Origin of the sequence: Streptomyces sp. MBT65 (assembly GCF_016612545.1) — a bacterium.
In the GTDB taxonomy this organism is placed as follows: Bacteria; Actinomycetota; Actinomycetes; order Streptomycetales; family Streptomycetaceae; genus Streptomyces.
On sequence record NZ_JAENRY010000296.1, the window covers coordinates 1 to 11,224 of the forward strand.

At 69.9% G+C, this 11,224-nt stretch carries 9 protein-coding genes; 3 read left to right on the forward strand and 6 right to left on the reverse strand.

Annotated elements, in window-relative coordinates; all coding sequences use genetic code 11:
• The first annotated feature begins 532 nt into the window (after positions 1 to 532).
• A complete protein-coding gene (locus JHN63_RS41410) occupies positions 533 to 1,762 on the forward strand; it encodes a serine protease (protein ID WP_200690286.1) in 1,230 nt (409 codons plus the stop codon).
• 174 nt (positions 1,763 to 1,936) lie between these two features.
• Here JHN63_RS41410 and hflX read toward each other — a convergent pair whose 3' ends face one another.
• The 6 genes from hflX to miaA all read right to left on the reverse strand — a co-directional run bounded on the left by hflX (position 1,937) and on the right by miaA (position 10,400).
• Positions 1,937 to 3,430, reverse strand: coding sequence for a GTPase HflX (gene hflX / locus JHN63_RS41415; protein WP_200690287.1), 1,494 nt, complete (start codon positions 3,428 to 3,430; stop codon positions 1,937 to 1,939).
• Positions 3,431 to 3,586: 156 nt separating this feature from the next.
• Positions 3,587 to 5,116, reverse strand: coding sequence for a M1 family metallopeptidase (locus tag JHN63_RS41420; RefSeq protein ID WP_200690288.1), 1,530 nt, complete (start codon positions 5,114 to 5,116; stop codon positions 3,587 to 3,589).
• Between the two features lie 134 nt (positions 5,117 to 5,250).
• The gene (locus tag JHN63_RS41425) at positions 5,251 to 7,497 is read right to left on the reverse strand and encodes a bifunctional (p)ppGpp synthetase/guanosine-3',5'-bis(diphosphate) 3'-pyrophosphohydrolase (RefSeq protein WP_200690289.1); all 2,247 of its coding nucleotides are present in this window, start codon (positions 7,495 to 7,497) and stop codon (positions 5,251 to 5,253) included.
• 284 nt (positions 7,498 to 7,781) lie between these two features.
• Positions 7,782 to 8,651 carry a diaminopimelate epimerase gene (gene dapF, locus JHN63_RS41430; RefSeq protein WP_200690290.1) on the reverse strand — a complete coding sequence of 290 codons (870 nt, stop codon included), beginning with the start codon at positions 8,649 to 8,651 and terminating at the stop codon, positions 7,782 to 7,784.
• A gap of 201 nt (positions 8,652 to 8,852) precedes the next feature.
• Positions 8,853 to 9,353 carry a hypothetical protein gene (locus JHN63_RS41435; protein WP_200690294.1) on the reverse strand — a complete coding sequence of 167 codons (501 nt, stop codon included), beginning with the start codon at positions 9,351 to 9,353 and terminating at the stop codon, positions 8,853 to 8,855.
• 108 nt (positions 9,354 to 9,461) lie between these two features.
• Complete coding sequence (gene miaA, locus JHN63_RS41440) at positions 9,462 to 10,400, reverse strand: tRNA (adenosine(37)-N6)-dimethylallyltransferase MiaA (protein WP_200690291.1); 939 nt, start codon at positions 10,398 to 10,400, stop codon at positions 9,462 to 9,464.
• Between the two features lie 183 nt (positions 10,401 to 10,583).
• Here miaA and JHN63_RS41445 point away from each other — a divergent pair, with 183 nt between their 5' ends.
• Positions 10,584 to 10,853, forward strand: coding sequence for a hypothetical protein (locus JHN63_RS41445; protein WP_200690292.1), 270 nt, complete (start codon positions 10,584 to 10,586; stop codon positions 10,851 to 10,853).
• 24 nt (positions 10,854 to 10,877) lie between these two features.
• Complete coding sequence (locus JHN63_RS41450) at positions 10,878 to 11,186, forward strand: antitoxin (protein WP_200690293.1); 309 nt, start codon at positions 10,878 to 10,880, stop codon at positions 11,184 to 11,186.
• Positions 11,187 to 11,224 lie beyond the last annotated feature (38 nt).

Consider the following 11,224-nt stretch of genomic DNA (forward strand, 5'->3'; position numbering starts at 1 on the left):
TGCAGACAAGCCGAGTTGGTGTCTGGCTGCGCTGCGTCCTCCAGCACGGGCGACACGGCGTAGCAGTGACGACTGGCGCCCCCGTCCACCCTCGTGCTCCCCGCCCGCCCGCCTATGTACCAAGGCCGCCGCCTGTGCCCCGCACACCACCACGCACGCACCGCCGAGTCCGCACGCCCCACCCCCAATGGGCCGCCATCTCCCGTACGCAGACGCCGAGTCGGCCACGGTTCTCCGTCTCTCCCGCTGTCCAGAGGCGAGTTGAGGTCGCGCGTCGCCACGGGCGCAGGGGACCGCGCATCGACAGCAGGCCCCCATGGCTACCAACCCCGCACCGCCCAGGGGGTTACGGGTCGTCTCAAGATCCTTGCCGTGACGGAACCGTTGCCGTTCCGTGGGAAGTCCCCCACAGCGAGCGCATAGTGTGTGGTGCCGTTCCCGAAGGCAGTGAGTTCAGCGTGAACTCACCATGAGTTCCGGCTGAGATCACAGCCGTGGCGCACCATCCGTTCACCCAGGGGGAGTCAAGACCATGCGATCGATACGGCCGTCCTTCACCGCCCGTCGAGGGAGTGGCGCGCGTCGCGGAACCTCCCCCGCGCTGGCCGCCGTTGCCCTCGCCTCGGTGCTCGCGCTCACCGCGACCGCGTGCGGTTCCAGTGACACGAAGGCCGATGGCAAGTCCACCGCGTCCGCCACCAGCAGTGACACCGGTGACGGCAAGATCAAGATCCCGGACGACATCAAGGACAAGCTCAAAGAGCACGGGATCGACATCGACAAGTGGAAGAACGGCGCCTGGAAGAACTGGAACAAGGACGACTGGCTGCGCGAGGCCGACGACTACATCAACCCGATCATCAAGGGGTTGTGGAGTTCGGGCCGGATGCAGGACGCCAACGACCCGGACACGGGCGTCGACACCAACGACATCTCCGGTGACCAGGGCGTGACCGACCCGACGCCCGCGGTGGTGGACGCGAAGGCCGTGTCGCCTACGTACCACGCCAACGCGGCGACGGCGGGCAAGGTGTTCTTCGACTCCCCCGAGGGCACGATGGTCTGCTCGGCCACGGTCGTGGAGGACCCGGCGCACCCGGGCAAGTCCAACCTGGTGTGGACGGCGGGCCATTGCGTGCATGCGGGCAAGAAGGGCGGTTGGTACCGCAACCTCGCGTTCGTGCCGTCGTACAACAACGCGGGCCGGACGGCAGCGCAGTTGGCGACCGCGAGCCGGGACCAGGTCGCTCCGTACGGTGTCTGGTGGGCCGACTGGGCGCAGACCTCGCAGCAGTGGATCGACCAGGGCGGCGAGACGGGCGGGCAGGGTTCGTCGTACGACTATGCCGTGATCCATGTGACGCCCGAGAAGGGCAACGGGGGCAAGTCCCTTGAGGAGACGGTCGGTTCGGCGCTGCCGGTGAACTTCGCGGCGCCGGCCGTGCCGAAGGTGTCCAGCATCACGGCGACCGGCTACCCCGAGGCGAAGCCGTACGACGGTTCGACGCTGTATCAGTGCACGGACAAGCCGGGGCGGCTGTCGATCAGCGCCTCCGACCCGACGATGTACCGCATCGGCTGCAGCATGACCGGCGGTTCGTCCGGTGGCGGCTGGGTCGAGACGGGCTCCGACGGCAAGCCGTCGCTGGTGTCCAACACCTCGATCGGGCCGGTGACTTCGGGCTGGCTGGCGGGTCCGCGGCTGGGCGATGTGGCCAAGAGTGTGTACGACTCGGTCAGCAAGAAGTTCGCCGGCCAGTAGGCGCGACGGCAGGCACGGTCCGGGGACGGGCGTCGGCGGGGTGCCTCACGGGAACCTCCCCGCCGCACCGGTGTTCGTCCCGGCTCGATGAGCGCCCGGGGCTATCCGTGGTAAGTGCGAAGGCTCGCCCCAGGTGGGGCGAGCCTTCGGAGTGAGTTGCCGTGTTACGACCGGTCAGGCCAACGGTGCCGGGACGTACGGCGCGAGGTCCGCCGCCAGTTCCTCGTGCACCCGCACCTTGAGCTGGGTGCCCTCCGGGGTGTGCTCCTCGGAGATCACCTCGCCCTCGGAGTGGGCGCGGGCGACCAGCTTGCCGTGGGTGTACGGCACGAGCGCCTCGATCTCGACCGAGGGGCGCGGGAGTTCGCTGTCGATGAGCGCGAGCAGCTCGTCCATGCCCTGGCCGGTACGGGCCGAGACCGCGATGGAGCGCTTCTCGTTCCGCATCAGCCGCTGGAGCGTCAACGGGTCCGCCGCGTCGGCCTTGTTGATGATCACGATCTCGGGCACCTTGGTGGCGCCGACATCCCGGATCACCTCGCGTACGGCGGCCAGCTGCTCCTCCGGGAACGGGTGCGAACCGTCCACCACGTGCAGGATCAGGTCGGCGTCGCCGACCTCCTCCATCGTGGAGCGGAAGGCCTCGACCAGGTGGTGCGGCAGGTGCCGGACGAATCCGACCGTGTCGACCAGGGTGTACAGCCGTCCGCCCGGGGTCTCGGCCCGGCGCACGGTCGGGTCGAGGGTCGCGAACAGCGCGTTCTCGACCAGCACGCCCGCGCCCGTGAGGCGGTTGAGCAGGGACGACTTTCCGGCGTTGGTGTAACCGGCGATCGCGACCGAGGGCACCTTGTTGCGCTTGCGTTCCTGGCGCTTGATGTCGCGGCCCGTCTTCATGTCCGCGATCTCCCGGCGCATCTTCGCCATCTTCTCGCGGATACGACGCCGGTCCGTCTCGATCTTGGTCTCACCGGGACCACGGGTGGCCAGGCCGCCGCCCGAGCCGCCGCCCATCTGACGGGACAGAGACTGACCCCAGCCGCGGAGCCTCGGCAGCATGTACTGCATCTGCGCGAGCGCGACCTGCGCCTTGCCCTCTCGCGACTTGGCGTGCTGGGCGAAGATGTCGAGGATCAGGGCCGTACGGTCGATGACCTTGACCTTGACGACGTCTTCGAGGTGGATCAGCTGGCCCGGGCTGAGCTCACCGTCGCAGATGACGGTGTCGGCGCCGGTCTCCAGGACGATGTCCCGCAGTTCGTTGGCCTTGCCCGAGCCGATGTAGGTGGCCGCGTCGGGCTTGTCGCGGCGCTGGACGACACCGTCGAGCACGAGGGCGCCCGCGGTCTCCGCGAGTGCGGCCAGCTCGGCGAGCGAGTTGTCCGCGTCCTGCACCGTGCCCGTGGTCCAGACGCCGACGAGTACGACGCGCTCCAGGCGGAGCTGTCGGTACTCGACCTCGGTGACGTCCTCGAGCTCGGTGGAGAGGCCGGCGACACGGCGCAGGGCCGCGCGCTCGGAGCGGTCGAACTGGTCGCCGTCCCGCTCTCCGTCGATCTCGTGGCTCCAGGCGACGTCCTCTTCCATCAGGGCATCGGCCCGAAGACCTTCGGGATAGGCGTGCGCGAAGCGCTCAGTGTCCTGGGAAGGGGAAGAAGAGGAGGTCATTGGGTCCTTACGTCGATGGGAGTCCTGCAAAGTTCACAACGTGCGGGTGCCCCCGGAGATTCCCCGTGACCGGAGATTCCGGTGAACGGAGATTCCGGGCGATCCGCGCCGCCGACCCGACGATGGTCGCACGGCGCCGATCGCCACGTCACTGCCTTATTTCGCGGGCGGCTGCGACTTCCAGTCCGGGTGCCCCGGCATCGGCGGGGTCTTCTCGCCGTAGAGCCAGGCCTGGAAGAAGTCGCTCAGGTCGCGGCCGGAGATCGCGGAGGCGAGTTCCTCGAAGTCCGCCGTGGTGGCCGTGCTGTCGCGGTGGATGTGCACCCAGGTGCGCTCCAGGCGTTCGAAGGCCGGGCGGCCGATCTCCTGGCGCAGGGCGTAGAGGGCGAGGGCGGCGCCGTCGTAGACGTTCGGGCGGAAGATGCTGATCTTCTGGCCCGGCGCGGGCGCCTTGGGGAGTGCGGGCGGTCCGCCGGCGGCGCGCCAGCCGTCGGAGGCGCCGTAGGCGGCCTTCATGCGCGTCTCCATGGGCCGGTGGGCCTTCTCCTCCGCGTACAGCTCCTCGTACCAGGTGGCGTGTCCTTCGTTGAGCCACAGGTCGGACCAGGTGCGGGGGCTGACGCTGTCGCCGAACCACTGGTGGGACAGCTCGTGCACCATGATCGACTCGACGTACCACTTGGGGTAGGCGGGCTCGGTGAAGAGATCTCTCTCGAAGAGAGAGATCGTCTGCGTCTCGAGTTCGAAGCCGGTGGACGCGTCCGCCATGAGCAGCCCGTACGTCTCGAAGGGGTACCGGCCGACCTTGCTCTCCATCCAGGCGATCTGGTCGGGGGTCTTCTTGAGCCACGGTTCGAGCTGCTTGGCGTCCTTGGCCGGAACGACGTCCCTCATCGGGAGGTCGTGCGGTCCGGTGCGGTGCAACACGGCGGAGCGGCCGATGGACACCTGGGCGAGTTCGGTGGCCATGGGGTGCTGGGTGCGGTACGTCCAGGTGGTGTTCCCGCCGACCTTGTCGACGCCGGCCGGCAGTCCGTTCGCCACGGCCGTGTAGGCGTTGGGGGCGGTGACCCTGATGGTGAACATCGCTTTGTCGGAGGGATGGTCGTTGCACGGGAACACCAGGTGCGCGGCGTCGGCCTGGTTGGCCATCGCGAGCCCGTCCTTGGTGCGCACCCACCCGCCGTCCTGGCCCTTGGCGGACACGGGGTCGCTGGTGTGCCGCACGGTGATCCGCGTCCAACTCCCCTCGGAAATCGGCCTCTCCGGGGTCACGACCAGATCCTCACCGGCCGCGGCGAAGGTCGCGGGCCGCCCGTCGACCTCGACCGAGTCCACGGTGCCGTGCGCGAAGTCGAGGTTGATCCGGTCCAGCGTCTCGGTCGTCCACGCGTCGATGGTGGTGACGGCCCGGAGCGGCTTGGTGTTGCTGCCGGGATACGTGAACGAGAGGTCGTACGACGCCACGTCGTACCCCGGGTTGCCCAGGGTCGGGAAGAGACGGTCACCGACCCCCAGGGGCGTGGGCGGAGCACTCGCGGCGACGAGACAGACGGACACGGCGGACGCGAGCAGCGCCGCCTTCAGCCGTCGGGAGTTCCGGGTGCGCGGCCGTGAGACCGGATCACCGGTGCGAGTACGGGGAGTGCCGATGCCGGTCGTACCGGTGCGAGGGGTGAGCAGCATGCACCACCGCTACCAGCGCACACGCGCCCTACGGCGACGACTCGCGCCCGGCCCACTCGAACGGGGGCTTCCGGGGGGCTACGGGGCTCTGTGCGCGCCGGGGCGCGCGGGCCGGGGCGCGGCCGGCCCGCGTCTCAGAAGGCCGCCGTATGGTGCTGGGCCCGGCTCACGTCGTAGACGCCCGGTACGTTGCGCATCGCTCGCATGAGGGTCAGGAGGTGGGCCGCGTCCGGGAGTTGGAGTGTGTAGGTGTGGCGGACGCGTTGCTGGGTCGGGGGTTCCACGGTCGCCGAGACGATTTCCGCGCCCTCCAGGGCGATCGCCTCGGTGAGGTCGGCGAGCAGATGCGGGCGGCCGAACGATTCGGCTACCAGCGTGACCCGGCACTCGGTGGTGTCGCCCCAGCGCACACCGACCTCCGCGCGCCCCACGCCCTTCATGTGCGCCACCGTGCTGCACTCCACGCGGTGGACGGTCACGACCCCGCCGCGCACCGAGAATCCGGTGACCTCGTCGGGCGGTACGGGCGTACAGCAGCCCGCGAGCCGTACGGTCGCGCCGGGCTGGTCCACGACGGGGGTGGCGGGGCTCGGCGCGGTGGAGCCGTCCAGGGCGTCTTCGGAGGCGGGGGACGCTGATCGGAGGCTCTGCGCCCCCTTCTCCGAGTTCGCCGTCCTGTCGGGCTTCACGCCATCGGCAGGCTTCACGCTCCTGTCCGCCTCGGCGCTCTCTCTGTAGGCGCTCCCTCCGTAGGCGCCCTCTTCATGGGCGCTCTCTCCGTCGGCGCTCCCCGGATGCGCCGCGATCCACCGCTGGATGGCGATCCGGGCCGCAGGCGTGTGCGCGTGCTCCAGCCACTCCCTGGAGGGCTCGGAGGCCGGGTCCTGGCCCATGAGGAGCTGGACGGTGTCGCCGTCCTTCAGGGCCGTGCTGAGGGTCGCCAGACGGCCGTTGACACGGGCGCCGATGCAGGCGTGGGCGTCCTCGCCGTACTGCGCGTACGCGGCGTCCACACAGGTCGCGCCGTCGGGCAGGCCCAACGTGCCGCCGTCGGGCCGGTACACGGTGATCTCGCGGTCCTGGGCGAGGTCCTCGCGGAGCGTCGACCAGAAGGTGTCGGGGTCGGGCGCGCCCTCCTGCCAGTCGAGGAGGCGGGAGAGCCAGCCGGGCCGGGTGGGGTCGGCGCGCTCGCCGTCGTTCGCGGCCTGTTGCTCCTCCGAAGGAGGAGCGTAGGGATTGCCGAGCGCGATGACGCCGGCCTCGGCGACCTTGTGCATCTGGTGGGTGCGGATGAGGACTTCGACGACCTGCCCGTCCGTGTGGGCGACGGCGGTGTGCAGCGACTGGTACAGGTTGAACTTGGGTACGGCGATGAAGTCCTTGAACTCCGAGACGACGGGCTTCAGGCAGGTGTGCAGCTCGCCCAGGACGCCGTAACAGTCCGCGTCCTCGTTCACCAGCACCAGCAGGCGGCCGAAGTCGGCGCCGCGCAGCCTGCCGCGCTTACGGGCGACGCGGTGCACGGAGACGAAGTGCCGTGGCCTGATGAGGACTTCGGCCTGGATGCCGGCGTCACGCAGCACGCTGCGCACCTCGTCGGTGACCTCGGCGAGCGGGTCGTCCGCGCGCGAAGCGTTGTCGACGATCAACTCGCGTGTGTGGTCGTACTCCTCGGGGTGGAGGATCGCGAAGACGAGGTCTTCCAGTTCGGTCTTGAGTGCCTGGACGCCGAGCCGTTCGGCGAGCGGGATGAGGACGTCCCGGGTGACCTTGGCGATGCGGGCCTGCTTCTCGGGGCGCATCACGCCCAGGGTGCGCATGTTGTGCAGGCGGTCGGCGAGTTTGATCGACATCACGCGGACGTCGCTGCCGGTCGCGACCAGCATCTTGCGGAAGGTCTCCGGCTCGGCCGCGGCGCCGTAGTCGACCTTCTCCAACTTCGTCACGCCGTCGACGAGATAGCGCACCTCGGCGCCGAACTCCTTGCCGACCTGATCGAGAGTCACTTCCGTGTCCTCGACGGTGTCGTGGAGCAGAGAGGCCGTCAACGTCGTTGTCTCGGCGCCGAGTTCGGCGAGGATCAGGGTCACCGCGAGGGGGTGTGTGATGTACGGCTCACCGCTCTTGCGCATCTGACCGCGGTGCGAGGACTCGGCCAGGACCCAGGCATGGCGCAGCGGTTCGAGATCGGCGTCCGGATAGTGGGCGCGATGCGCCTCGGCGACATGGCCGATGGCGTCGGGCAGCCGGTCGCGCGCGGTGGGACCGAGCAGGGCGGCCCGGCCGAGCCGGCGCAGGTCGATCCGGGGGCGGGCCTTCCTGCGGGGCACTGTGTTGATCACAGGGCCTGGGCTCGCAGGGTTCGTGGCCTCCGCACTCATGGGCACCTCCGGCTGCTTGACCGGCGGACGGGTGCCCCATGGCGTACTCGGCTCAGGGGATCTTCGATCCCCCGTCCGGGCCGGTGCTTGATGCTACCGAGCCCACCACGTGCGACTGACCGCCTCTCGCCGAGCGTGAAACGGATCACCCATTCGAGCGAAGGTCAGGAGGTTTACGGTTTTGCGCCACGACTCAGGAAGTCAGCCGTGGTTTCGAGCCAGCTCGGGCGCCAGGGACCTTCCGATCAGGGTGCCCAGAGCCGCCATAACTGCGAATCACCCGTTCAGCGGATGGCGTTTTCCAGCCATTCCGCATCGATCTCGCCTTCGGCGACGATCACCGCGGGACCGGTCATCTCGATCTGGCCGTCGGGCCGCTCGGTGATCACCAGCGTGCCACCGAGCACATCGACCGTGTACGTCACGGGCGTCCCGGTGACGGCCGGGTCGGTGCCGTCTCTGCGGGCGGCGGCCACGGCGACCGCGCACGCGCCCGTGCCGCACGAACGGGTCTCGCCGGCACCGCGCTCGTGCACGCGCATGGCGACGTGCCCGGGGCCGCGGTCGACCACGAACTCCACGTTCACACCGTCCGGGTAGGCCGTGGCCGGGCTGAAGGGCGGCGGGGAGTACAGGTCACCGGCCTGCGCGAGGTCGTCCACGAAGGCGACCGCATGCGGGTTTCCCATGTTCACGTTCCGCGCGGGCCACCTGTGCTCGCCGACGCTCACCGTGACACCCCCTTCGGGGAGGCGGGCCTTGCCCATCCCGACGGTGACGTCACCGTCCTTGGCGAGGTGGACGGTCTTGACTCCCCCGCGCGTGGCGACCGCGATGTCCCCTTCGGCCACATGTCCGGCCCGCTGGAGATAGCGCGCGAACACACGCACTCCGTTGCCGCACATCTCGGAGACGGACCCGTCGCCGTTGCGGTAGTCCATGAACCACTCCGCCTCGGCCGCCATGTCCCGCGCCTCGGGGTGCGTGGCGGACCGCACCACATGCAGCAGCCCGTCGCCGCCGATGCCCGCGCGGCGGTCGCACAGGGCGGCCACGGCGGCCGGGGACAGGTCGATGACGTTCTCGGGGTCCGGGACGATCACGAAGTCGTTCTCGGTGCCGTGCCCCTTGAGGAAGGCGATCCGCGTGCTCATTCCTCGATCGTACGGGGTGGCTATGACATCCCGACGATCACGGTGACAGGACTCGGAGACCGGCCGGGGCGGGCGCTGTCCGCCGCACCGGAGGAGCACTTCGAAGGGGCGCGGAGCGATGTGACGTACGGCTCAGCCGCGTCCAGCCGCAACAGCGCCACAGACGATCTACGGCGTGACGCCGCATCCCCAGCGGAGCGCCTAGCGCAGCCGTGCCACGCGCCACACGGCCAGCACCGCCACCACGGTCAGCACGAGGGCGTACGCGACGACGACCCGCCAGTCCGGGCGGCGCTCGGAGCCGCGCTGCGGGAAGCCAGGCCAGGTGTAGCCGACGCGGCGGGCGGCCGTCGTACCCCAGCCGGCCGCGCAGCAGCAGATGAGCAGGCCGAGCATGGCGATCACGGCCCCGCTGTCGCCGAAGTCGAAGGCGAGCGGGAAGGCGAACATCAGGGAACCGACCGCGGCCAGGGCCACGATGGGGGCGAGCTGCCAGATCCGCAGCCGACGCTGCGGGCGCAGTTCCACCTCAACCTCGGGTCCCGCGAACATCTCGTCGGGTCCGGGACCGTCGGCGGTCACGCCGCCCTGGATCTCGTCCGGGCCGTCCGGGCTCAGCAGACCGTCGACCTCTTCCGGTTCAGCACGGTCCGCAGTGACCTGCTCGATGCCTTCTGCGGTGTCGCGAGGGCCGGCCTCCATCGCCACGCGCCCTCCCAACTCGGACTCCACTTGGTCGATCGAAGCTCGATGATGGCACGCCCCCGAACGCCACAACGGCGGCCGGAGCGTCCCGATGCCATGACGTGATCAGGCTGTGACCGGTCGTTCGACCAACGCCAGTGCCAGGTGCGGAAGTTCTGTGAGATCCGCCGCAGCTCCACTCAACCAGTGCACCCGGGGATCGCGTCTGAACCACGAATCCTGGCGGCGCGCGAAGCGCTTGGTGGCACGCACGGTCTCCGCGCGCGCCTCCTGTTCCGTGCACGCTCCCGCGAGCGCCGCGAGCACCTGCTGATAGCCGAGCGCGCGGGACGCCGTGACCCCCTCGCGCAGACCGTGCGTCTCCAGCGCCCGCACCTCGTCCACGAGCCCCGCGCTCCACATCCGGTCGACCCGGCGCGCGATGCGCTCGTCCAGCTCGGGGCGCGCCACGTCGACGCCGATCTGGACGGTGTCGTAGATCGAGTCGTGGCCAGGGAGGTTGGCGGTGAAGGGCTTGCCGGTGATCTCGATGACCTCCAGGGCCCGGACGATACGGCGGCCGTTGCTCGGCAGGATCGCGTGTGCGGCCTCGGGGTCGGCGGCGGCGAGGCGGGCGTGCAGGGCGCCGGAGCCGCGCAGGGCGAGCTCCTCCTCCAGGCGGGCCCTGACCTCGGGGTCGGTGCCGGGGAACTCCAGGTTGTCGACCGCCCCGCGCACGTACAGCCCGGAGCCGCCGACCAGGATCGGCCAGCGCCCCTCGGCGAGCAGTGCGTCGATGCGCTCACGGGCGAGCCGCTGGTACTCGACGACGGACGCCGTGACCGTCACCTCCCAGATGTCCAGGAGGTGGTGCGGGACGCCGTCGCGTTCCTCGGGCGTCAGCTTGGCGGTGCCGATGTCCATCCCTCGGTAGAGCTGCATGGAGTCGGCGTTGACGACCTCGCCACCTAGGCGCTGGGCCAGGAAGACGCCCAGATCGGACTTTCCGGCCGCGGTCGGTCCGACGACGGCGATGACTCGGGGGGCGGGGGGTGCGCTGCTCACGTTCCCAGTCTCGCAAACGTCGGACCCGGGGCTCGAACGAGTTACGTGACAGCCCGCGCGTGGGGTCGTTGCCCGATGCGAGGTACCCCGCCGCCGGTTTCGGGAGGCGGTGACCCGGGCGACGCAAACGGACGCACCGGGCTACGCGGGATTTCGCCCGCACGAGTAACGTATGGAGTTGATATGGGCGTTTTGGACCGGATTCTTCGGAGGTCGAAGGCTACGGAGGAGGCGTCGACCGCCGAAGCACAGGCCGACCGACAGACGGCCGAGCCCCTGACGGCCGACACGACGGACGAGGTGTCGGAGACCGATGCGGGGGCAGGCGTCCAGGAAGCGGCGGGGACGACGGCGACGGAGGCCGTCGAGGCCGCGGACGGCGTCGAGATCCCCAAGCAGCAGTCCGCCGAAGAGGCCGCCGACAACGAGGCCGGTGAAGGCGCCCGCACGTAACCGCCCCGCGTGGAAAGGTGAACCATGGGTCTGATGGACAGCTTCAAGGCCAAACTCGCCCCGGCGAAGGAGAAGGTCTCGGGCCTCGCGCAGCAGCACGGAGGCAAGATCGAGAACGGCCTGGACAAAGCCGCGAAAATGGTCGACGAGAAGACCAAGGGGAAGTACAGCGGCAAGATCCAGACAGGCACGGGCAAGGCCAAGGACGCCATGGACCGACTCGCGCACAAGGACGAGCCGGGAAGCCCAGGGAACTCGGCGAGCACAGGGACCACAGGGCCGGAGGGCGGCGGCACGACCACGCCCCCGGACGCGCCCCCGCCGGCTTCCTGAACAGCACCTGCACATCGATCGGCGGACGGCCGCGGAGC

Bases quoted from the DNA above. Each gene is read 5' to 3' on its own strand.
- JHN63_RS41410 (WP_200690286.1), top strand. From the start codon at position 533: ATGCGATCGATACGGCCGTCCTTCACCGCCCGTCGAGGGAGTGGCGCG.
- hflX (WP_200690287.1), bottom strand. From the start codon at position 3,430: ATGACCTCCTCTTCTTCCCCTTCCCAGGACACTGAGCGCTTCGCGCAC.
- JHN63_RS41420 (WP_200690288.1), bottom strand. From the start codon at position 5,116: ATGCTGCTCACCCCTCGCACCGGTACGACCGGCATCGGCACTCCCCGT.
- JHN63_RS41425 (WP_200690289.1), bottom strand. From the start codon at position 7,497: ATGAGTGCGGAGGCCACGAACCCTGCGAGCCCAGGCCCTGTGATCAAC.
- dapF (WP_200690290.1), bottom strand. From the start codon at position 8,651: ATGAGCACGCGGATCGCCTTCCTCAAGGGGCACGGCACCGAGAACGAC.
- JHN63_RS41435 (WP_200690294.1), bottom strand. From the start codon at position 9,353: ATGGAGGCCGGCCCTCGCGACACCGCAGAAGGCATCGAGCAGGTCACT.
- JHN63_RS41445 (WP_200690292.1), top strand. From the start codon at position 10,584: ATGGGCGTTTTGGACCGGATTCTTCGGAGGTCGAAGGCTACGGAGGAG.
- JHN63_RS41450 (WP_200690293.1), top strand. From the start codon at position 10,878: ATGGGTCTGATGGACAGCTTCAAGGCCAAACTCGCCCCGGCGAAGGAG.